Annotated in this window: 17 protein-coding genes and 1 pseudogene; 2 read left to right on the top strand and 16 right to left on the bottom strand. The window is 62.8% G+C overall.

Translation table 11 applies throughout. From position 1 onward, the window contains the following. Positions 1-162: 162 nt before the first annotated feature. The 6 genes from H3V53_RS19510 to H3V53_RS19485 form a co-directional block, all read right to left on the bottom strand. Positions 163-888, bottom strand: a complete 726-nt coding sequence (locus H3V53_RS19510; RefSeq protein ID WP_336599372.1) for an amino acid ABC transporter ATP-binding protein — start codon at positions 886-888, stop codon at positions 163-165. Beyond that, entirely contained in the window at positions 885-1,562 is a 678-nt protein-coding gene (gene gltK / locus H3V53_RS19505; RefSeq protein ID WP_054918965.1) for a glutamate/aspartate ABC transporter permease GltK, read from the bottom strand. The genes H3V53_RS19510 and gltK overlap by 4 nt, the downstream gene beginning before the upstream one ends. Then, the gene (locus H3V53_RS19500) at positions 1,562-2,302 is read right to left on the bottom strand and encodes an ABC transporter permease subunit (RefSeq protein ID WP_054918962.1); all 741 of its coding nucleotides are present in this window, start codon (positions 2,300-2,302) and stop codon (positions 1,562-1,564) included. The genes gltK and H3V53_RS19500 overlap by 1 nt, the downstream gene beginning before the upstream one ends. 83 nt (positions 2,303-2,385) lie before the next feature. Next, positions 2,386-3,279 carry a glutamate/aspartate ABC transporter substrate-binding protein gene (locus H3V53_RS19495; RefSeq protein WP_054918961.1) on the bottom strand — a complete coding sequence of 298 codons (894 nt, stop codon included), beginning with the start codon at positions 3,277-3,279 and terminating at the stop codon, positions 2,386-2,388. A 346-nt stretch (positions 3,280-3,625) separates the two neighbouring features. Next, complete coding sequence (locus H3V53_RS19490) at positions 3,626-4,918, bottom strand: Glu/Leu/Phe/Val family dehydrogenase (RefSeq protein ID WP_336599371.1); 1,293 nt, start codon at positions 4,916-4,918, stop codon at positions 3,626-3,628. 163 nt (positions 4,919-5,081) lie between these two features. Next, positions 5,082-6,038: a LysR family transcriptional regulator gene (locus tag H3V53_RS19485; RefSeq protein ID WP_336599370.1), complete on the bottom strand. Its 957-nt coding sequence runs from the start codon at positions 6,036-6,038 to the stop codon at positions 5,082-5,084. A gap of 162 nt (positions 6,039-6,200) precedes the next feature. Between H3V53_RS19485 and purB the strand changes: the two genes are divergently transcribed. Then, positions 6,201-7,589 (top strand): adenylosuccinate lyase, encoded by a 1,389-nt coding sequence (purB, locus tag H3V53_RS19480; RefSeq protein ID WP_336599369.1) that lies wholly within the window; start codon positions 6,201-6,203, stop codon positions 7,587-7,589. Positions 7,590-8,404: 815 nt separating this feature from the next. Here the strand turns inward: purB and H3V53_RS19475 are convergent. The 4 genes from H3V53_RS19475 to edd all read right to left on the bottom strand — a co-directional run bounded on the left by H3V53_RS19475 (position 8,405) and on the right by edd (position 13,088). After that, the gene (locus H3V53_RS19475) at positions 8,405-8,899 is read right to left on the bottom strand and encodes a gluconokinase, GntK/IdnK-type (RefSeq protein ID WP_054918956.1); all 495 of its coding nucleotides are present in this window, start codon (positions 8,897-8,899) and stop codon (positions 8,405-8,407) included. 10 nt (positions 8,900-8,909) lie between these two features. Next, complete coding sequence (locus H3V53_RS19470; RefSeq protein ID WP_054918953.1) at positions 8,910-10,271, bottom strand: GntT/GntP/DsdX family permease; 1,362 nt, start codon at positions 10,269-10,271, stop codon at positions 8,910-8,912. Between the two features lie 248 nt (positions 10,272-10,519). Further along, on the bottom strand, positions 10,520-11,161 hold the full coding sequence (eda, locus tag H3V53_RS19465; RefSeq protein WP_336599368.1) for a bifunctional 4-hydroxy-2-oxoglutarate aldolase/2-dehydro-3-deoxy-phosphogluconate aldolase: 642 nt from the start codon (positions 11,159-11,161) through the stop codon (positions 10,520-10,522). Positions 11,162-11,180: 19 nt separating this feature from the next. Beyond that, positions 11,181-13,088: a phosphogluconate dehydratase gene (gene edd, locus H3V53_RS19460; RefSeq protein WP_336599367.1), complete on the bottom strand. Its 1,908-nt coding sequence runs from the start codon at positions 13,086-13,088 to the stop codon at positions 11,181-11,183. Positions 13,089-13,380: 292 nt separating this feature from the next. Here edd and H3V53_RS19455 point away from each other — a divergent pair, with 292 nt between their 5' ends. After that, a complete protein-coding gene (locus H3V53_RS19455) occupies positions 13,381-14,220 on the top strand; it encodes an SIS domain-containing protein (RefSeq protein ID WP_054918948.1) in 840 nt (279 codons plus the stop codon). Between the two features lie 133 nt (positions 14,221-14,353). Here H3V53_RS19455 and H3V53_RS19450 read toward each other — a convergent pair whose 3' ends face one another. The 6 genes and pseudogenes from H3V53_RS19450 to H3V53_RS19430 form a co-directional block, all read right to left on the bottom strand. Then, complete coding sequence (locus H3V53_RS19450; RefSeq protein ID WP_336599366.1) at positions 14,354-16,876, bottom strand: YadA family autotransporter adhesin; 2,523 nt, start codon at positions 16,874-16,876, stop codon at positions 14,354-14,356. Positions 16,877-16,900: 24 nt separating this feature from the next. After that, a pseudogene (locus tag H3V53_RS43665) lies at positions 16,901-17,014 on the bottom strand (ESPR domain-containing protein); the annotation flags it as partial. Between the two features lie 608 nt (positions 17,015-17,622). After that, positions 17,623-18,045: a CopD family protein gene (locus tag H3V53_RS19445; RefSeq protein WP_336599365.1), complete on the bottom strand. Its 423-nt coding sequence runs from the start codon at positions 18,043-18,045 to the stop codon at positions 17,623-17,625. 27 nt (positions 18,046-18,072) lie between these two features. Next, complete coding sequence (locus tag H3V53_RS19440; RefSeq protein ID WP_336599364.1) at positions 18,073-19,344, bottom strand: glutamate-5-semialdehyde dehydrogenase; 1,272 nt, start codon at positions 19,342-19,344, stop codon at positions 18,073-18,075. A gap of 228 nt (positions 19,345-19,572) precedes the next feature. Then, positions 19,573-20,715 carry a DNA polymerase III subunit delta gene (gene holA / locus H3V53_RS19435; RefSeq protein WP_336599363.1) on the bottom strand — a complete coding sequence of 381 codons (1,143 nt, stop codon included), beginning with the start codon at positions 20,713-20,715 and terminating at the stop codon, positions 19,573-19,575. A gap of 55 nt (positions 20,716-20,770) precedes the next feature. After that, complete coding sequence (locus H3V53_RS19430) at positions 20,771-21,322, bottom strand: LPS-assembly lipoprotein LptE (RefSeq protein WP_336599362.1); 552 nt, start codon at positions 21,320-21,322, stop codon at positions 20,771-20,773. Positions 21,323-21,335: the final 13 nt, after the last annotated feature.

Below are 21,335 nucleotides of genomic sequence, written 5' to 3'. Positions count from 1 at the left end.
TCGCAGAACAAATGAGACGAATCCGATTAGATGAAACGCATTAAACGATATTCCTAAATATTTCTTATCATTTTCTCGATATCAGCAAGAGTTCAACGATCCAAGCGTAAAAATAAAAAAGCCGCTTCAGAGAAGCGGCTTTTTCTGTGCGGCGAAGTGAACTCAGTGCAGGATTTTCGCCAGAAAATCCTTCGCGCGATCCGACTTCGGATTGGCGAAGAAATCTTCCTTGCGATCGTCCTCGACGATGAGGCCCTTGTCCATGAAGATCACGCGATGCGCGACCTTCTTCGCAAAGCCCATTTCGTGCGTCACGCACATCATGGTCATACCTTCCTGGGCCAGTTCGACCATCACGTCGAGCACTTCGTTGATCATTTCGGGATCGAGCGCCGACGTGGGCTCGTCGAACAGCATCGCGATGGGGTCCATCGACAGCGCGCGCGCAATCGCCACGCGCTGCTGCTGGCCGCCCGACAGCTGGCCCGGATATTTATCCGCATGCGCGCGCAGGCCGACGCGATCAAGCAGCTTCAGGCCCTTCGCCGTCGCTTCGTCTTTCGAGCGGCCGAGCACCTTGATCTGCGCGAGCGTCAGATTTTCGGTGATCGACAGATGCGGAAACAGCTCGAAGTGCTGGAACACCATGCCGACTTTCGAGCGCAGCTTCGACAGATTGGTTTTCTTGTCGGTGAGCGACTGGCCGTTGATCACGATCTCGCCCTTCTGGAACGGCTCGAGACCGTTCACCGTCTTGATGAGCGTCGACTTGCCCGAGCCCGACGGGCCGCACACGACGACCACTTCGCCCTTTTTGATTTCCGTCGTGCAGTCGGTCAGCACCTGGAACTGGCCGTACCACTTCGATACGTTCTTGATAGAGATCATCTTGCGACCTTTTTCTGAAGACTTTTGACGAGGCCCGACGCGACCACACAGATCACGAAGTAACACGCACCGGCGAACAGTACCATCTCGACGTTCGTGCCGTCACGATCGCCAATATTCGTGGCCGTGCGGAAGAAATCGGCGAGACTGATCACGTAGACCAGCGACGTATCCTGAAATAGCACGATGGCTTGCGTGAGCAGCAGCGGCACCATCGCGCGAAACGCCTGCGGCAGCACGACGAGGCGCATGGCCTGCGGGTAGTTCATGCCGAGCGCGAACGACGCGTTCACCTGCCCGCGCGGCACCGCCTGAATGCCCGCGCGGATGATTTCCGAGTAATACGCGGCTTCGAACAGCGAGAACGCGACCATCGCCGACGCGAGGCGAATGTCGATGTCGGCGGACAGGCCCAGCACGTTCTGCAGCACCTGCGGCACGATCAGGAAGAACCACAGCAGGACCATCACGAGCGGGATCGAACGGAAAAGCGTTACGTAGAGCTTGGCGAACCATTCCAGCGGCTTGATGCCCGACAGCCGCAACAGCGCGAGCACCGTGCCCCACACAATGCCGACCACGATCGCGAGAATCGTGATCTTCAGCGTGACGATGGCGCCCGTCCATAACGTAGGCAGTGAGCCCGGAATGCCGCTCCAGTCGAAATGATGCATCACTTGCCTCCGATGTAGCCTGGCAGCCGGCTCTTGGCTTCGACGATGCGCATCAGCGTCATCACGATCAGGTTGATCAGCAGATACGCGACGGTCACGGCAATGAACGATTCATACGTCTGCGCCGTGTAGTCGACGAGCTGGCGCGCCTGCGCGGACAGATCGAGCAGGCCGATCGTCGACGCGACGGCGGAGTTCTTGAAGATGTTGAGGAACTCGGACGTGAGCGGCGGCACGATGATCCGGTACGCGACGGGCAGCAGCACGTAGCGGTAGGTCTGCCATTGCGTGAAGCCGAGCGCGAGACCCGCGCCGCGCTGGCCGCGCGGCAGCGCGTTGATGCCCGAGCGCACCTGCTCGCACACGCGCGCGCCGGTGAACAGGCCCAGGCAAATGATCGACGACGAAAAGAACTGCGCGCTGGGCGGCAGTTGCTTGAACCATGTGCCGATCGAGACGGGCAGCAGTTCCGGTATCACCAGATACCAGATGAAGAACTGCACGATCAGCGGGATGTTACGGAAGATCGCGACGTAGACGGTGCCGATCGCCGCGAGTTTCCTGTTCGGCACCGTGCGCAGCACGCCGAACAACGAACCCACGATCAGCGCGATCACCCACGCGCACAGCGACACGGTGACCGTCACCCAGAGACCGGATAGCAGCCAACCGAGATAGGTGGTCGGCTCGCCGGTGGAAACCGGACTCAGCAGAATGCCCCAGTTCCAGTGGTATGACATGACGAAGACTCCAACAAAAAGAAACGGAAGAAGCGCCTGCCCCTTCCGTTCCGTTCAACACGTTGTCCGACAGTTGACGTTATTTAGTCGATTGCCTTGTCGTTCGGTGCTTTGTACAACGCCTTGATGTCATCGCTTTCCGGGAAGTTCAGGTTCAGGCCCTTCGGCGGAATCGGCGATTCGAACCACTTCTTGTAGATCTTGTCGGCTTCGCCCGACGTTTCGACCTTGGCGATCGCATCGTCGACGACCTTCTTGAACTCCGGATCGTTCTTGCGAATCATGCAGCCGTACGCTTCATGCGATTGCGGCGCGCCGACGATCACGAAATCGCCCGGATTGTTCGACTTGGCGCGCTCGCCCGCGAGCAGCGCGTCGTCCATCATGAACGCAGCGGCACGGCCCGTCGACAGCGTCAGGAACGATTCCCCGTGATCCTTCGCGCTGATGATGTTCATGCCCATGTTCTTGTCCTGGTTCATCTTGCGCAGCAGGCGCTCCGACGTCGTGCCCGCCGTCGTGACAACCGTCTTGCCCTTCAGGTCAGCCCAGTCCTTGATGCCCGAATCCTTCTTCGTCATCAAACGCGTGCCGATCACGAAGATCGTGTTCGAGAACGAGACCTGCTGCTGACGCTCGGCGTTGTTGGTGGTCGAGCCGCATTCGATGTCGATGGTGCCGTTCTGCACCAGCGGAATACGGTTCTGCGACGTGACAGGCGTGAGCTTGACCTTCAGGTCAGGCATATTCAGCTTCTGCTTGACGGCATCCACGACCTTCAGTGCGAATTCCTGCGAGTAGCCGACCACGTTCTGCTTGTCGTCGTAGTACGAAAACGGAATCGACGATTCGCGGTGACCCAGCGAAATGACGCCCGTGTCCTTGATTTTCTTCAGCGTGCCGGCGTCCTGCGCTTGCGCGCCTACCGTGAACAAACCCAGAGTCGCGAGAAGCAGCGCAGCTTTTTTAACCTTCATTTGTGATCTCCTTGGCAAGAACCGGCGCCAGTGTATCTCAGTAATTATTCTGAAAGTATGGTTGTTAACCATGTTCCGCGCGCAGTGTTGCGTAAAGCCACCATTTGCGCGGCGGCGCCGTCCGTATTGGCTTACAGCGGCTTTACCGGCCGATGCAAACCTCATCGGATGCGTCGTTTTTGCCGGTTGCAGCCCACTTCAACTGCACAAAAACGGACGGCATCCGAAGATGCCGTCCGCCCGGTATTCTGCGCGAACTGCCTGATTCGCGCTGGTGAAGCGCTGCGGGCGCCCTCCTCGCCGGGCGCCCTGTCGGCCGGCTATTGCTGCGCCGGCCATGCGTGCATCAGGGGTACAGGCCGCGCATTTCGCGCGCTTGGAGGATGCGTTTGCACGCAACGATAAACGCCGCCGTGCGCACCGACACCTTCTGCTCGCTCGCCACCTGCCAGACGGCCGCGAACGCTTCGCGCATCACGCGCTCGAGACGCTCGTTGATCTCGTCTTCCGTCCAGAAGAAGCTCGAGAAGTCCTGCACCCACTCGAAGTACGACACCGTCACGCCGCCCGCATTCGCGACGACGTCGGGAATCACGAGGATGCCCTTGTCATGCAGAATGTCGTCGGCGGCTGTCGTGGTCGGGCCGTTCGCGCCTTCCACGACGATCTTCGTACGAATCTTGCCGGCGTTTTTCTCGGTGATCTGGTTTTCCAGCGCGGCGGGAATCAGGATGTCCGATTCGATCGTCCAGAAGTCTTCGTTCGCGATCTTGTCGGCTTCCGCATAGCCGCCCACGCCGCCGTGCTTCGCGACGTGCTCGAGCAGCGCGACGGCATCGATGCCCGACTCCTTGTAAAGCGTGCCCGTGTGATCCTGCACGGCGACGACCTTCGCGCCCGCTTCCTGATACAGACGCGCCGCGATGCCGCCCACGTTGCCGAAGCCCTGCACGGCGATGCGCGCGCCTTCGATGTCCATGCCGATGCGGCGCGCCGCTTCGCAGCCGACCACGAACACGCCGCGGCCCGTCGCTTCACGACGGCCGAGCGACCCGCCCAGCGTAATCGGCTTGCCCGTCACGACGCCCGTGGCCGTTTGGCCCTGGTTCATCGAGTAGGTGTCCATCATCCACGCCATGATCTGCTCGTTCGTGTTCACGTCCGGCGCGGGGATGTCGGTGTTCGGTCCGATGATGATGCCGATTTCGCTCGTGTAGCGGCGCGTCACGCGTTCCAGTTCGCCGCGCGACAGCGTGCGCGGATCGACGCGGATACCGCCTTTAGCGCCGCCGTAGGGCACATTCACGGCAGCATTTTTCACCGACATCCACGCCGACAGCGCCATCACTTCCGACAGCGTCACGTCCTGGTGATAACGCACACCGCCCTTGCCCGGACCGCGCGATACGTTGTGCTGCACGCGATAGCCTTCGAAGTGCGCGACGGTGCCGTTATCGAGCTCGATGGGCACGTCGACGATGAGAATGCGCTTCGGGCGCTTCAGCGTTTCGAGCCAGCGCGACAGCGAGCCGAGATACGGCGCGACGCGATCGACCTGACGCAGATAGTTGCCCCAGGGGCCGAGATCGTCGGCGTGAAGGTAGGACGGGATGGACTGCAGATTTGCCGCGGTAGACATGAACGCTCCAGCGTTTTATCGGGTGCCGCCATTGTCGAAAGAAAGCGCTCGAAGGGTCCAATGCCGTTTGATCATCCCCTTATGCTTTTCTTGCATAACGCTGCGTAAACCGCAAATACATGTCGCAGAGCGGGTATTGCCGGGCCGCGCAATGCACTGTTGCCTACTTCGAGGCGTGCGCGAGTTCGGCGCTCACGACATCCCACAGCGCGCGCACGAGCTGCTGGCGCGCGTCGTCGCCTTGCACGGCGAGCTTGTCTCGATACAGGCGAATCTCCATCGTGAGGGTCAACTGCCCTTGCGCGACGCCGCGCGAGGCGCGGTCGAGCCGGATCAGGCGGCCTTCGGCAATGGCGTCCTCGACGGCGCTGTGCGGCAGGAACGCCACGCCGTGTCCCGCGAGCGCCATCGCCTTCAGCCCTTCCGCCATGTCCGTTTCATACACGCGGTCGAGATAGAGCCGCCCCGGCGCGGTCGCGAAGATCACCTCCGTCATGCGGCCCAGGTACGCATTCGGCGTGTACGACAGATAGGGCGTGGGCGCGTCGGACGTGCCGGGCAGCGTGTAGCGCGGGCGCCCGCCTTTGCCCGGCGCGGAAAACGGACTGATCGATTCGATGCCGAGCGTCAACATGTCGTAGCGCGCCGGGTCGAGCGCGACGGGATGGCTCGGATGGTGGTAGCCCATCACCAGATCGCAGCCGCCTTCGACCAGCGACAGCACGGCATCGTGCACGTTCAGCGCGCGCAGCCGCGTGTGGATCGAACCGAGCTGCGCCTCGATGCGCTGCAGCCAGCGCGGAAAGTAGGTGAGCGACAGCGTGTGCGGCACGGCGAACTCGATGGTCGCGGCAGGCGTCGCGGTATGGCCGCGCAACAGCGTGCGCGCCTCGTGAAACTGCGACAGCATCGCGAGCGCCTGTTCGTAGAACACCTGGCCTGCCGCCGTGAGCCGCGTCGGGTAAACCGAACGGTCGATCAGTTCCGTGCCGAGCCACGCTTCGAGCGCCTGGATGCGTCGCGAGAATGCGGGCTGCGTCACGTGCCGCAATTCCGCCGACCGGCTGAAACTGCGCGTTTCCGCCAGCGAAACGAAGTCTTCGAGCCATTTCAGTTCCATACAGACCCAACACTCCAGCAATGACGGAAAGTCAGCATTCTAGCGGCGGCGTGCGTCCCGAAGCGCCGTCGCGCATCCGCACGCGCCGGAGCGCATGTCCTAAAGTGGTAAAATTCCCGGTTCTCCCCGTATCGCTTTCTTCACGATCCTGCCCGCCCCATCATGTCCGACACCCGCCCCGACACCCTCTTCGCGCTGACCGCCCTCTCTCCGCTCGACGGCCGTTATGCATCGAAAACCGAAGCCTTGCGCGACTGGCTCTCGGAAGCCGCCTTCATGCGCCATCGCGTGACGGTGGAAATTCACTGGCTGATCGCGCTGTCGCGCGCCGGTTTCGCCGAAGTGCCGCGCTTCTCCGAAGCGTCGGAGCAGTTCCTGCTGCAACTCGTCGAGCGCTTCACCGCGCATGACGCCGCGCGCATCAAGGACATCGAGCGTGTGACGAATCACGACGTGAAGGCGGTCGAGTACTGGCTGAAGGAATCGGTGAAGGGTCAGCCGGAACTGGAGCGCGCGAGCGAGTTCATTCACTTCGCGTGCACGTCCGAAGACATCAACAACACGTCGCACGGCCTGATGCTCGCGGGCGCGCGCGAACATGTCATCCTGCCCGCGCTGCGCGCCGTGCACCAGCGCCTCGTCGCGCTCGCGCATGCGCACGCCGATCAGCCGATGCTCTCGCGCACGCACGGCCAGCCCGCCAGCCCGACCACGCTGGGCAAGGAAATTGCCAACGTCGCGGCGCGTCTTGCGCGCGCAATCGAGCGCATTGCGAAGGTCGAGTTGCTCGGCAAGATGAACGGGGCCGTCGGCAACTTCAACGCGCACCTGTCGGCGTATCCGGAGTTCGATTGGGAAGCGTTCTCGAAGGAAGTGGTCGAGCAGCGCCTGAAGCTCACGTTCAACCCGTACACGATCCAGATCGAGCCGCACGATTACATGGCCGAACTGTTCGACGCCGTCGCGCGCGCGAACACGATCCTGCTGGACCTCGACCGCGACGTGTGGGGCTACATCTCGCTCGGCTACTTCAAGCAGAAGACGAAGGCAGGCGAAATCGGTTCGTCGACGATGCCGCACAAGGTCAACCCGATCGACTTCGAAAACTCGGAAGGCAACCTCGGTCTTGCGAATGCGACGCTGCGCCATCTCGCCGACAAGCTTCCCGTTTCGCGCTGGCAGCGCGATCTGACGGATTCGACGGTGCTGCGCAATATCGGTGTTGCGTTTGGTTATTCGCTGCTTGCTTATGATGCGTTGAATCGCGGCCTCGACAAGCTCGAGGTGAATCCGCAGCGCCTGAACGACGACCTCGATGCGACGTGGGAAGTGCTCGCCGAGCCGGTGCAGACGGTGATGCGCCGTTATGGCATCGAGAACCCGTACGAGCAGTTGAAGGAGCTGACGCGTGGCAAGGGCATCACGCGGGATGCACTTCAGGTGTTCATCAACGGCCTTGCCATTCCTTCTGACGCCAAAGCGCGTCTTCTGGCGATGACGCCTGCTTCTTACGTCGGTATGGCCGCTGAGTTGGCCAAGCGGATCAAGTAACGCTTTTTTCCCCTCTGCCGACGCACTTTTGGGGGTTTTGCTGGCATCCGCGTTTTGCCTCTGGTTTGCTGGTGTTGCCCCTGTGCGGGGCGGCACCTACTTTTCTTTGCAGCGGCAAAGAAAAGCAGGCAAAAGAAAGCCGCTCACGCCGAGCCGCTTGACGCTTTTCCACGGGCTCTCCGCGTCCCCATCCTTCGCGCGGCAGCGCATCAGCGTGCGTCAGTTGCCCGCGCGCGAGGCAGCGCCGCACCCGCTTGCCCATCCGTACATCAAATAGCCACGCCGGATGGTTTGAGCCGCCATGCGGCAAACTCTGTGTAGGTCATCGCATCGCAAACCCATCGCACTGCAAACCGATCGGTGCCCGATGGATTGCTGTCCGTGCATCAGCCTAAACGGCGAGACGACCTACACAGAGTTTGCCGCAATGGAACGCCAAATGTCAGACACGGCTAGCCGTTGTACGGACGCGTGAAGTGGGTGAGGAGCGGGGGGAAGAACGTTGGCAACGCACCTAAAGCGAGTGCGTTGCCGTGTGAGGTGTGGGGACGTTGGGGACCCGTGGGTAAAGGGCAAGAGTTAGTGGTGTTAGCCCGCTTTCTTTGCTTACTTTCTTTGCTTACTTTCTTTGCGGCGGCAAAGAAAGTAACTGCCGCCCCGCACAGGGGCAACGCTAGCGCAGCAACCACCGCATCGCGGATGCAAGCGAAAACACTGACACCAACGGCAACGCTAGCCGCCTCGCGGATGCGAGCGAAAAAACACAGCACCGCCGATGCAAGCAGAATCACAGCGTCGCAGACAAAACAAAAAAACTACCTGGCGGCGATCTTAGCCAGCGTCTCCTCGACGATCTGCTCAGGCGTCAACTCGATACTCACCGTAATCGCCTCGTCATCACCCGGCTCTTCGAGCGTATCGAGTTGACTCTGCAGCAGCGAAGGATCGAAGAAATGCCCGGTGCGCGTCTTAAGACGCTCTTCGAGCACCTCCCGCGATCCCTTCAGATAAACAAAACACACATCGCGATCACCGTCGCGCAATACATCGCGATACGAGCGCTTCAACGACGAGCACGTGAACACGGCCGTCTCGTGCGCCCGCTGCTTCTCTTCGATCGCCGCGCGGATCGTTCTGAGCCACGGCCAGCGGTCTTCGTCCGTCAGCGGAATGCCGTTGTGCATCTTTTCCTTGTTGGCGGCACTGTGAAACGCGTCGCCGTCGGTGAAGCTGCACTTGAGCCGCTCCGCCAGCATTTCGCCAATCAGGGTCTTGCCGGCGCCCGACACGCCCATCACGATCAAAATCATCTGAAACTCCTTACAGGACCGCCGCCAACGCGAAGGTCAAACCCAGGCCCATCAGCGAGATGATGGTTTCGCAGAGCGACCATGTCTTGAACGTCTGCCCCACCGTCATGCCGAAATACTCCTTGATCAGCCAGAAACCGCCGTCGTTGACGTGCGAGAAAATCAGCGAGCCCGAACCCGTGGCCAGCACCAGTAGTTCCGGCTTCACCTGCACGCCGCTTGCCGCCGCCACAGGCGCGACGATGCCGCAGGCCGTCGTCATCGCAACCGTCGCGGAACCCGTCGCAAGACGGATCATCGCCGCCACGAGCCAGCCGAACATCAGCGGCGACAGATGCGCCGCCGTTGCCGTCGCGACAATCTCCTTCGAGATGCCGCTATCCAGCAGCACGCGGCCAAAGCCGCCGCCCGCGCCGACGATCAGCGTAATGCCCGCGATGGGCGCCAGACACTCGCCGCAGAACTTCTGGATCTGCTCGCGGTTGAAGCCGCGCTTCGCGCCGAACGTCCAGAAGCTGACGAGCACGGCGATCAGCAGCGCGACGTCGGAGATGCCGATGAACTTCAGCAGATCGTTCGCCGTCGTCTTCGGCGGGACGATGAGATCCGCCCAGCTGCCGATCAGCATCAGGATCACAGGCAGCAGAATCGTGAACAGCGTGATGCCAAAGCCCGGCAGTTCGCGCGAGCCCTCTTGATGCTCGGTATCGATGAATTGCGCGGCGAGCGGATTGTTCTCGGCGAGCTTGATCTGCCGATGAATCAGCAGCGCGAACAGCGGACCGGCGACAATCGCCGTCGGCACGCCGACGAGCAGGCCATACGCAATCGTGCGGCCGATGTCAGCGTGATAGGCCTGCACGGCGAGCAGCGCGGCCGGGTGCGGCGGAATCAGGCCGTGCACGACGGACAGACCCGCGACCATCGGCAAGCCGATCAGCAGCAGCGATTTGCCCGTGCGTTTCGCGACGTTGAACGCAATCGGAATCAGCAGCACGAAGCCGACTTCGAAGAACACCGGCAAACCGACGATGATCGCGACGCACATCATCGCCCAGTGAATGTTCTTCTCGCCGAACCAGTTGATCAGCGTGGTGGCGATGCGCTCGGCGCCACCCGATTCGGCCATCATCTTGCCGAGCATCGTGCCGAGACCGACGACGATCGCAATGTGGCCGAGCGTGTTGCCGTTGCCCGTTTCGAACGACTTCACGATCGTGCCCGCCGGCATGCCGACGGCAAGACCGAGCAGCAGCGACACGATGATCAGGACGAGGAACGGATACACCTTGAAGCGCGTGATCATCAGGATCAGCACTGCAATGGCGATCACGGCGTAAATCAGCAGCATGCTGCCGTGGACAGCTTCCATGAAGCTCCTCCATTGGTTTTGTTGGTTTGATTGCAAAGTGCTGCTGCACCTCGCCCGCTTCCGGACGCTGAAGCGCCGTCAATACAGGCGCGTTCGCGGACGCTGAATTTTACTGTTTGTTGACGTAAATCGCGCACGGAATAAACCCGCGCAAAAAGCAAAAAACCTCGCCGCGAGAGCCTGTAGAGGCTAACGGCGAGGTTCGATGAAGCCGCTTGCGGGGTTCGGTTAAAGCGCGGCGCGGCGCATCAATGCGCCGGGGCGGCCAACTCGCTGGCGGCGCGCGCGAGACGCGTGACTTCGTCCCAGTTTTGCGCGGCAAGTGCCGCCTTCGGCGTGAGCCACGAACCGCCGACGCAGACCACATTCGGCAGCGCGAGGAAATTCGGCGCCGTTTCCGCCGTGATGCCGCCCGTCGGGCAGAACTTCAGCGTCGGGAACGGACCGTAGAACGCTTGCAGCATCGGCACGCCGCCCGCTTGCTGCGCGGGGAAGAACTTGACGATCTCATAGCCGAGTTCGAGCGCGACGATGATGTCGCTCGGCGTCATCACGCCGGGCAGCAACGGCAAGCCGGCGTCCTGCGCGGCCTTGTGCATGTCTTTCGTCAGACCCGGCGACACGCCGAATTGCGCGCCCGCCTTCTTCGCCTGCTCGCAGTGCTCGGGCCGCGTGATCGTGCCGACCCCGACCACGATGTCTTCCGCCAGCTGGCTCGCGCGCTCGATCGCGCCGATGCCGGCTGGGGTGCGCAGCGTGATTTCGAGCACCTTCACGCCGCCCGCGTGCAGCGCGCGCGACACGTGCTCGCCCTGCTCGACCGTATCGAATGCGAGAACCGGGATCACGGGACCGAGGCGCACGATTTCGCTGACTGTTTTCGACGTCATCTTCAGACTCCTTTTCGCTTTATGTCTGCATTGCGTGGCTGGCTTCGCGCGCAGCAACGCCTGCCGTTTGATCTGCCTGCGCCGCGTGCGGCGCTTCGCCGACGAGCGGTCCGAACACCGACGCGCCCATTTCCGCCGGCGCCGCCGCAGCGCGGAACACGCCGAACAGTTCGCGCCCGAAACCCACTTCGTTTTCCGCCTGATGCTGCGACACGGCAATCGGGCGCGCGGCCCATTGCGCATCGTCGATTTCGATATCGAGCACGCCCGCTTCCGCGTCGATGACGAGCATGTCGCCCGTGCGCACCTTGCCGAGCGGCCCTTGCAGCAGCGCTTCGGGCGACACGTGGATCACGGCGGGCACCTTGCCCGACGCACCCGACATGCGGCCGTCAGTCACGAGCGCGACGTGGAAACCCTGATCCTGCAACACGCCCAGCAGCGGCGTCAAACGATGCAGCTCGGGCATGCCGTTTGCCCGCGCGCCCTGGAAGCGCACGACGGCGATGAAGTCGCGCTTGAGTTCGCCGTTATCGAACGCTTCCTGCACGGCTTCCTGCGAATCGAACACGATCGCGGGCGCCTTCACCGTGCGATGCTGTTTCGCGACGGCCGAAATCTTGATCACGCCGCGGCCGAGCTTGCCTTGCATCAGGCGCAGGCCGCCGTCCGGCTGGAACGGATCATTGATGCTGCGCAGTACCGCCGTGTCGTGGCTTTCCGTGGCGGCGGGCACCCACGTGAGCTTGCCGTCGAGCAGCTTCGGTTCTTCCGTGTAATGCGCGAGGCCCTTGCCCGCGACCGTATTCACGTCGTCGTGCAGCAGGCCGCCTTCAAGCAGCGTGCGCGTCAGGTACGCCATGCCGCCTGCCGCGTGGAAGTGGTTCACGTCGGCCTTGCCGTTCGGGTAGACCTTCGCGAGCAGCGGCACGGATGCCGACAGCGTGTCGAAATCGTCCCAGTCGATGATGATGCCCGCCGCGCGCGCAATCGCGACGAGGTGCAGCGTGTGATTGGTCGAACCGCCCGTCGCCAGCAAACCGACGATGCCGTTGATGATCGCCTTCTCGTCGATCACATGGCCGATCGGCATGTAGTTGCCGCGCTCAACGGTCAGATCGAGCACGCGGCGCGCGGCTTGCGCCGTCAGCGCGTCGCGCAACGGCGTGTGCGGGTGCACGAACGCCGAGCCGGGCAGATGCAGGCCCATGATTTCCATCAGCATCTGATTGCTGTTGGCCGTGCCGTAGAAGGTGCAGGTGCCGTGGCCGTGGTACGCGGCCGCTTCCGATTCGAGCAGCGCCTCGCGGTTGCACTGGCCCGTTGCGAATTCCTGGCGCACCTTGGCCTTCGCGTCGTTGGAGATGCCGCTCGTCATCGGGCCGGCGGGCACGAAGATGGTGGGCAGATGGCCGAATTGCAGCGCGCCAATCAGCAGGCCCGGCACGATCTTGTCGCACACGCCGAGGCACAGCGCCGCGTCGAACATGTTGTGCGTGAGCGCGACGGCCGTGCTCATCGCGATCACTTCGCGCGAGAACAGCGACAGTTCCATGCCCGCGTTGCCCTGCGTGATGCCGTCGCACATCGCCGGCACGCCGCCCGCGAACTGCGCGACGCCGCCGTTTTCACGCGCGGCGGCCTTGATGATGTCCGGGAAATCCTTGTACGGCGCGTGCGCCGAGAGCATCTCGTTGTACGACGAGACGATGCCGATATTCGGTTGCCGGATCTGCTTGATGACGAGCTTGTCGTTGCCCTCCATGCCGGCGAAGCCGTGCGCGAGATTCGCGCAAGACAGCGCGCCGCGCGCCGGGAACTTGCCTTGCGCATGGTCGATGCGCGCCAGATAGGCTGCGCGCGTCGGCTTGCTGCGCTCGATCACGCGCTTCGTGACCTTCATCAGTTGCGAATGCGGGGAAACCATCGATGCTCCTTCGTCGCTGGCTCGCGCTCGTGCGCGCTGCGCCAGATTGATATCGCGGGGAACGGCATGGAAGCCGGCAACCGGGATATTAGTAGAAAAACTACAAGCACACAATGTGGCAGTTGCTGAATCTGCGTCGCTTCAGAAATCATCTCAATCCGTTGCGAGGCGGACGTTTCAGCGAAATTCACGATGCCATCAGGGTAATCCCCTACGGCACATATGTAGTTTTTGTACTTATCCGTGTATCAGCTATAGTCCACGCATTCTTCAGCATAGTGCGAGATTCCCGATGATGCTGTCCCAGGTGGAGGCGATGCGCGACCAGTTGCGTCCTTCCGAACGCAAGCTCGCCGACTACGTGATCGAAGCGCCGCGCGAAGTGCTCGACCTGTCGATGACGGAGGTGGCCGCGCGCGCCGGTGTCAGTCAGCCGACCATCGCGCGCTTTTGCCATGCGCTGGGCTTTTCAGGCTTCCGCGAATTCAAGATCCGCCTGGCGCAAGGCATAGCAACGGAGGTGCCCGCCGTCTATCGCGACGTGCGCCCCGACGAGCCCGTGCCCGGCGTAGCCGCGAAGGTGCTCGACCGGACCATCGGCGCGCTGATCCAGGTGCGCAACAATCTGTCCTCCGATAGCGTGGCGGCGGCGATCCAGTTGCTCGCGCAGGCGAAACGCATCGAGTTTTACGGAGCGGGCGGCTCGGGTATCGCCGCGCTCGATATGCAGCACAAGTTCTTCCGCCTGGGCATGCCGAGCGTCGCGTATTCCGATCCGCACACGTTTCTGATGTCGGCGGCGTTGCTCGGCGAAGGCGATGTCGTGGTGGCGATTTCGAATACGGGCCGCACGCGCGACATCATCGATGCGGCGCGTTCAGCGTTGGCCGCGGGCGCGAAGGTGATCGCCGTGACGCATGGCAATTCGCCGCTGGCGCGCATCGCGACGGTCGGCCTGTTCGCCAACGTCGACGAAGACACCGACATCTTTTCGCCGATGACATCGCGCACGTCGCATCTGGCCATCGGCGACATTCTGGCTGTCGGCGTCGCGCTGGAACGCGGGCCGGAGCTGGCGGAGAAGCTCGCGGGCGCGAAGGATCTGATTGCGCAGCGCAGAGTGGCGACATAGCGGCTCTTGCGGTCCAGCGCATGAAAAACGGGCTCGCGATGGAGCCCGCTTCGTTTGCGGCTTGTTTGCGCCTTGTTTGCGCCTTGTTTGCGCCTTGTTTGAGGCGTACGGCTTGTAAACGCGCGACGCGCGCTCACCACTGGTACGACGCACCCGCACCGAAGGTCGTCCCCTGCGCGCTGATGCCCGCGCCAAGCTTGACCTTGATGTTCTCCGTGACCCGCGCCGACGCGCCCAGCGCAGCCGCCTGATAGCCCTGATACGTGCCCGCGCCGACGCCGACCGCCACCGTCTTGCCCTGATCGACGTCGGGAATCATCGTCAGCGCCGTGCCCGACGCGACGGAATCCGTGCGCGTGGAATTCGCGTGGAAGTACTTGATGCCGCCGCCGTTGACGATGTTCGTCACCGAGGTGTTGATGTTCGTGATGCTGCCGGCGTAGTTGTTGACCGTGTTGCTCAGATTCGACACGTTATTGCCGAAAGCCGAGACCTTCGCGTCTTCAGACTGTAACTGGCTCACGTTCACGGCATCCGTTGCAGCGGAACCTGCTGCGACGTTCGTCACGCGACGCTCAGCGCCCGACTTGCCCATCGACACTTCGCCGTTGGCGACGGAAGCCGTGCCCGACAGCGCCGCCGAGCCCGGGTTGTATGCCGCCGCGCTCAGATTGGCCGTGGTGGTGGAGTACGCACCGATCGCCACCGAATTCGCGGTTGTCGCGGCAGCACCCGTGCCCAGCGCCGTCGCCAGCGAACCGCTCGCGCTGGCGCTGTTGCCGAACGCCGAGCCCTGTGCACCCGCTGCCTGCGAATTCACGCCGGCTGCAACCGCCCACGTGCCGGCCGCTTTCGAGCCATTGCCGATCGCGACTGCCTTGTCACCGGCAGCGGCGTCTCCGCCGAGCGCCAGCGAGTTGTTGGCGCCAGCGAGGTTTTGTGCGTTCTGACCGATCGCGATGCCTGCTGCGCCGGCCGCTGTTGCGTGCGCGCCGAGCGCGACGGACGCGGCGCCCGTCGAGATCGTCGCGTCGCCCATTGCCAGCGAACTCGTGCCGCTGGCCGTCGTCAGTTCGCCGACCGCCTGCGACCAGTTGCCAGAGGCCGTCGCGTTACCGCCGATCGCCACCGCGTCCGTCGCGGAGGCGACCGAATCCGCGCGGGTCGAATTCGCGTGGAAGTACTTGATGCCGCCGCCGTTGACGATGTTCGTCACGGAGGTACTGATGTTGTTGATGTTCGTGACGCTGCCAGCGAAGTTGTTGACCGTGTTGCTGAGGTTGGCCACGCTGTTCGAGACGCCGTTGACCTTTGCGTCTTCCGACTGCAGTTGGCTCACGTTCACGGCATCCGTTGCAGCGGAACCTGCTGCGACGTTCGTCACGCGACGCTCAGCGCCTGCCTTGCCCACCGACACTTCGCCGTTGGCGACGGAAGCCGTACCTGACAGCGCCGCCGAGCCGGGGTTGTAGGCAGCGGCGCCCAGGTTTGCCGTAGTCGTCGAGTTGGTGCCGAGCGCAACCGAGTTAATCGCCGATGCCGTGGCCCGCGCACCCAGTGCGACGCTCTGTGAAGCCGTCGCGGCGACGTTCGCCTGCGTGCCGATCGCCACGCTGTCCTGACCCGCTGCGTTGGTCTGGTAGCCGACTGCGTTTGCGTAACCGCCGCCGGCAGTAGCAGTGAATCCGACCGCACTGGCGGTGATACCGGATGCCGTCGCACCATAACCTACGGCTGTGCCATTGGTCGTGCTGGCGTTCGCGTTGCCGCCGATGGCCGTGTCGTGGCCCCAGTTGCCTGCTGTCGAATCCGCGCGCGCGCCCGAACCAATCGCAACGCTATAGCTGCCATCGTAATAGTTCGCGCCCTGCGCCGATGCGTTGGCGCCGATGGCGATTGCATTGGCCGCCGCGCCCGTCACCGCCGCGCCGCCGATGGCGATGGAGTTTGCGCCGCCTACGACCGAATCGGCGAGCGTCGAAGTCGCGTGGAAATATTTGATACCGGCGCCATTGTTGACGTTGCTGACGACGGAGTCGAGCTTCGACAGCGCCGAGCCGATATCGCTGACGCTCGCGCCCTGCACGACGTACGTCGGCTTCTTGACGGAGCCGTCGGAATTGACGCCGGCGCCGCCGCCTAGCGCGCTCGTCACGCCCTTGACCTGAGAAACGTTGGCTGCGTCCGTATCGTTGATACCCGCTGCCATGTTCGTCACGCGGCGATTCACCGTGCCGAGAAGCGACTGGTTCATGGGCGCGGAATCCGCTCCGGTTGAGTCGCCGCTGGTATGAACGTTGTAGAGCGGGTTGTTTCCGACTCGTCCCACCGAGACCGTGTTGGATTCCGTCGCGACTGATCCAGCGCCCAAGGCCACGCTGTTCTGTGCGCCACTGGCAACTACGCCGTTCGCGCCCAGTGACGTGCCGTACAGCGCGTTGGACTGGCCCGCGAAACCGAAAATGGTGGCGAAGCTGACATTGGTCGGCACATAACCGTACGAACCAATGACGGTCTCGCCAAGGTTGTGCAGCGCGCCAGCGGCGCCAGCGTTGGCCCAACAGCCCGCCACGTTCGACCACGTACCACTACCCGGACCGTCGGGAGAACATGAACTGTTCGCGATCGAGGCCGCCCATGCAGGCGTCGCGGACATGACACCAATCGCCGACGTGATGGCCGTGAAAACCAACGCGGAACGAGCAGACTTCTTCCCACGTCCCCTCGCATTTTCCTGAACCGCCACCCAGGTTCCCAACGCTTCATTCCAGACTGACCGATAAGCCTTATTCATCCGTTATCCTAAATTTTTAGTTGATGCTGCAAAGTTCAAACTTCGCGAGCGCGCGACTGGCTGTGACTTACGCAAAGCGCGGCATTCCGGAACATCTGTGCAAGTCGATGCTTACGTTCTGTCAGATACCGCCGTCACGTCAGCAGGCGAGTTGCGGTCGGCCAACGGCAAAGGCTTAGTCATGCTAACTAAGAATCCTGCGTTAACCTGTCGCAGCGGGGTCGAACTTTATTGAGGATTATCAAAACGACGAATAGGACGACTCTTAAACCAAGGCAAAAATGACAAAGCGTTTCAAGATTCCTACGTAGCCGAGACTTACTTGTCTTCGTTAATTCTTACGTCAGCGGTCAGACTTTGAGAGGCACTCGGAATTGGACCTGCATGACCTGTGGGAAGCGGAGGAAGGCGATGCAGCGATAACCTGCGCGCGCTGACAATGCGCTGGAAATGAGCCTGAGACCAGCCGTAGAGAGCCGGAGTCGAGCGACGCGCGAGTGCGGATCGCACTACCATCGGAGCGGCAAGGCAGCGCCAAAGCTGTACGCCAAAACAAAAACGGGCTCCTTAAGGAGCCCGTTCCGCATCAGAAAACAGGGAAGAGAAAATCAGAACGGCTTGATCACCACCAGCGCCACGGCGATCAGCATGCCCAGCACGGGAAGCTCATTGAACATCCGATACCACTTGTGCGAGCGTTGGTTCTCGCCGCGTTCGAACGTGCGCAGCAGCACGCCGCAATACACGTGATAGGCGATCAACAGCACGACCACGCCGACCTTCGCGTGAATCCAGCCCTCCCCACTTCCAATCCCCATCACGAGCCACAGCCACAGCCCGCACGCGAGCGCCGGCACCGCGATGAACGACATGAAGCGAAACAGCTTGCGCGCCATCAGCAACAGACGCTTTCGCGCGTTCGCATCTGTCTCCATCGCGAGATTCACGTAGATTCGCGGCAGATAGAACAGCCCCGCGAACCACGAAGCGACCAGAACGATATGAAACGTCTTGATCCACAGGAACGACATGATTGTTCTTCTTCGACGTTCGAGAATTTATTGGCGGCCTTCGCCGTGTCCCAGCACGACGTACTTCATCGACGTCAGCCCTTCCAGCCCAACGGGTCCGCGCGCGTGCAGCTTGTCGTTGGAAATGCCGATTTCCGCACCCAGGCCGAACTCGAAGCCGTCGGCAAAACGCGTCGATGCATTCACCATCACGCTCGCCGAATCCACTTCGCGCAGGAAGCGCATCGCGCGGTCGTGGTCTTCCGTGACGATCGCATCCGTGTGATGCGAGCCGTATTCGTTGATGTGCTCGATCGCCTGATCGACGCCGTCGACCACCTTCACGGCCAGCACGGGCGCGAGATATTCGGTGCGCCAATCCTCTTCCGTCGCATCGACCAGCGGCGCGACGCCCGCGCTTTCCAGCACCTTGCGCGCCGCCGGATCGACACGCAGCTCCACGTCCTTTCCGCGATACAGCTTGCCGAGCGCCGGCAGCACTTCGGACGCGATGCCGCGCGCGACCAGCAGCGTTTCCATCGTGTTGCAGGTGCCGTAGCGATGCGTCTTGGCGTTGTCGCACACCGTCATCGCCTTCGCGATATCCGCGCGATCGTCGACGTACACATGGCAAATGCCGTCGAGGTGCTTGATCATCGGCACGCGGCCTTCTTCGATCAAACGGGCGATAAGGCTCTTGCCGCCGCGCGGCACGATCACATCGACGTATTCGGTCATCGTGATCAGCTTGCCGACGGCCGCGCGGTCCGACGTTTCGACGACCTGCACCGCTTCCTGCGGCAGGCCCGCTTTTTCGAGGCCTTCGCCGATCAGCTTGGCGAGCGCCGTGTTGCATTCGAGCGCTTCGGACCCCCCGCGCAGAATCGTGGCGTTGCCAGACTTGAGACACAGCGCGGCGGCGTCGATTGTCACGTTCGGGCGCGATTCGTAGATGATGCCGATCACGCCGAGCGGCACGCGCATCTGGCCGACCTGGATACCGCTCGGCCGATACTTCATGTTGCTGATCTCGCCGATGGGATCGGGCAGCGCGGCCACTTGCCGCAAGCCTTCGACCATCGTTTTCAGCGCCTTGTCCGACAGCGTCAGGCGGTCGATGAAGGCGGCGTCGTGCCCCTTGTCGCGCGCACGGGCCAGATCGTGGGCATTCGCTTCTTTCAGCGCTTGCGTGTCGCGCTCGATCGCGACGGCAACCGCTTCGAGCGCGGCATTTTTCGCCGCCGTCGACGCCCGCGCCATCGCGCGCGATGCGTGACGCGCGCGGCGGCCGAGGTCGGTCATGTACTGGTCGATATCCATGATGATTCCCGTTGTGCCGCGTGTTGCTTCGAATGCATGCGAAGCGCGGCGAACAATTGCAGTAAGCGGAACGTTGCGACGATTGTATGACGTGTGACAGTTGTCTGCTCAGCGCCGGGGCGCCGTGTCACAAGGCTGGGGCAGGCTGCCGCGCCGCGTCTGCGATGAATCTGGCGTCTGCGCCCGATAAGCGCGTCCCTCTGCCTGATCCGTCGCGCAGGCGACAGCCTACGACGGTCGGCGCATTGGCGCCGGTCGCGCTGGGCCCGGTCGCGCTGGGGCGGAACGCGCGCCGCCAGCTTGCGCATGCGAAGCCGGCGCAGCGCCCGCCACGCTCATCGCGAGTTCGAACAGCCCGGCCCACGGATCGGGCGGCGGGTCGTTGCGGTGATTGCCCGGCGTGCCGCCCGACAAACCCTTCACCTGCCGGTCGAGCTTCGCCGCGAGCGCCAGCGCCCTTTCGAGCGCGGCTTCCGTCACGCGCGACAGCGCCGGGCCGACGAGCCGTTCGCGCGGGCCCCACACGCGGTTTTCGCGCAGCAGCATCGCGAGCGGCTTGCCCGCCTCGACGCCGCGCTTGATCCGCAACAGCGTGCGAATCTCTTCGACGACGGCCCACAACACGAGCACGGCGGCCTCGCCTTCGCCCTTGAGGCCATCGATCATCCGCGAGAGGCGACTCACATCGCCCGCCAGCATCGCTTCGTTGAGCTTGAACACGTCGTAGCGCGCGACGTTCAGCACGGCGTCGTGAATCTGCTCGAAGCTCAGCACGCCCGCCGGATACAGCAGCCCGAGCTTCTGGATTTCCTGATGCGCGGCGAGCAGATTGCCTTCGACGCGCTCCGCGATGAACTGCAGCGCGCGCTTGCCGTCATCGCCCGGCGCGACGCGCTGGCCTTGCTGCGCAAGACGCTGCCCGACCCAGCCGGGCAACTGCGCGCGCTCGACGGGATCGACCTTCAGCGCGACGCCCGCTTCTGACAAGGCCGTGAACCAGGCGGACTTCTGCGTGGCGGCATCGAGGCGCGGCAACGTGACGAGCGTGAGCACGTCGGGATTCGCCGATGCCGCGAGTGTCTTCAGCGCGTCCGCGCCTTCCTTGCCGGGCTTGCCCGTAGGGATGCGCAACTCGACCAGTTGCCGGTCGCCGAACAGCGACATCGACTGGCTCGCGCCGAGCAGCGAACTCCAGTCGAAGCTGCGCTCGACCGTGAACACCGTGCGATCCGTAAAGCCGTTCGCGCGCGCCGCAGCGCGGATGCGGTCGCACGCTTCCTGCGCGAGCAGGTGCTCGTCGCCGTACACGACGTACAGGGCGGCGAGTCCTTTCCCGAGATGCGCTTCGAGCGCGTCAAGACGCAGTTGCATGGCGACGGATGAACGAGAGTGAAACGTTTCGAATCAGTGGGTCAAAAATAGCCGGTCAAAGCGGCGGCGGCGGCAGCGGCGCGCGCGGCGACACGCCCGGCACTTCCTGGCCCGGCGCGGGATGCAGCGACTTCACGACGGCCAGACGCCGTATCAACTGATCGACGGCATCGTTCTGCATGTCCGCGTAGAGGATGTCCGCTTCGGAGGCCTTTGCCTGCGAGAACTGGTCGCTGTATGTCATCGCGCGGTTCAGGTGAATCGAACTGGGCGGAATCAGCAGCGTGCCGTCCGCGCCGCGCACCGTGTAGCTCAGCCAGTAGTCGAGCGCGTATTCCTCGACCACGCCCAGCGAGTTCAGCGTCAGCACGCTGCTGCCGCGCCCTTCCGTGACCTGCAGGATCGCGTCGGCGTTGACAGGCGAATTCACGATCACCGTGTCGCTGCCGCCCTGCACCATGCGCGTCAGGCGCGCGGAAACGGGCGCCGATGCGCCCGTGATAGCCAGACGCTTGAACGCGTAGTCCTGCTGGCCGCGCAGCTGGAAGCCGCACGCGGACAGCAGCACTGCGCTGCATGCGAAAGTCAAAAACGATCTGCGAGTCACATGGGCTCCTGGT

The sequence above is a fragment of the Paraburkholderia bengalensis genome (assembly GCF_037126505.1).
GTDB lineage: Bacteria > Pseudomonadota > Gammaproteobacteria > Burkholderiales > Burkholderiaceae > Paraburkholderia > Paraburkholderia bengalensis.
This window is presented reverse-complemented; position numbering and strand designations above follow the sequence as displayed.

What these genes read in the sequence shown, in the direction of transcription:
- H3V53_RS19500 (WP_054918962.1), bottom strand. Translation starts at nt 2,302, where the DNA reads ATGTCATACCACTGGAACTGGGGCATTCTGCTGAGTCCGGTTTCCACC.
- purB (WP_336599369.1), top strand. Translation starts at nt 6,201, where the DNA reads ATGTCCGACACCCGCCCCGACACCCTCTTCGCGCTGACCGCCCTCTCT.
- H3V53_RS19490 (WP_336599371.1), bottom strand. Translation starts at nt 4,918, where the DNA reads ATGTCTACCGCGGCAAATCTGCAGTCCATCCCGTCCTACCTTCACGCC.
- H3V53_RS19485 (WP_336599370.1), bottom strand. Translation starts at nt 6,038, where the DNA reads ATGGAACTGAAATGGCTCGAAGACTTCGTTTCGCTGGCGGAAACGCGC.
- H3V53_RS19470 (WP_054918953.1), bottom strand. Translation starts at nt 10,271, where the DNA reads ATGGAAGCTGTCCACGGCAGCATGCTGCTGATTTACGCCGTGATCGCC.
- H3V53_RS19440 (WP_336599364.1), bottom strand. Translation starts at nt 19,344, where the DNA reads ATGGATATCGACCAGTACATGACCGACCTCGGCCGCCGCGCGCGTCAC.
- gltK (WP_054918965.1), bottom strand. Translation starts at nt 1,562, where the DNA reads ATGCATCATTTCGACTGGAGCGGCATTCCGGGCTCACTGCCTACGTTA.
- H3V53_RS19495 (WP_054918961.1), bottom strand. Translation starts at nt 3,279, where the DNA reads ATGAAGGTTAAAAAAGCTGCGCTGCTTCTCGCGACTCTGGGTTTGTTC.
- H3V53_RS19445 (WP_336599365.1), bottom strand. Translation starts at nt 18,045, where the DNA reads ATGTCGTTCCTGTGGATCAAGACGTTTCATATCGTTCTGGTCGCTTCG.
- H3V53_RS19455 (WP_054918948.1), top strand. Translation starts at nt 13,381, where the DNA reads ATGATGCTGTCCCAGGTGGAGGCGATGCGCGACCAGTTGCGTCCTTCC.
- edd (WP_336599367.1), bottom strand. Translation starts at nt 13,088, where the DNA reads ATGGTTTCCCCGCATTCGCAACTGATGAAGGTCACGAAGCGCGTGATC.
- H3V53_RS19475 (WP_054918956.1), bottom strand. Translation starts at nt 8,899, where the DNA reads ATGATTTTGATCGTGATGGGCGTGTCGGGCGCCGGCAAGACCCTGATT.
- eda (WP_336599368.1), bottom strand. Translation starts at nt 11,161, where the DNA reads ATGACGTCGAAAACAGTCAGCGAAATCGTGCGCCTCGGTCCCGTGATC.
- H3V53_RS19510 (WP_336599372.1), bottom strand. Translation starts at nt 888, where the DNA reads ATGATCTCTATCAAGAACGTATCGAAGTGGTACGGCCAGTTCCAGGTG.
- holA (WP_336599363.1), bottom strand. Translation starts at nt 20,715, where the DNA reads ATGCAACTGCGTCTTGACGCGCTCGAAGCGCATCTCGGGAAAGGACTC.
- H3V53_RS19450 (WP_336599366.1), bottom strand. Translation starts at nt 16,876, where the DNA reads ATGTCCGCGACGCCTGCATGGGCGGCCTCGATCGCGAACAGTTCATGT.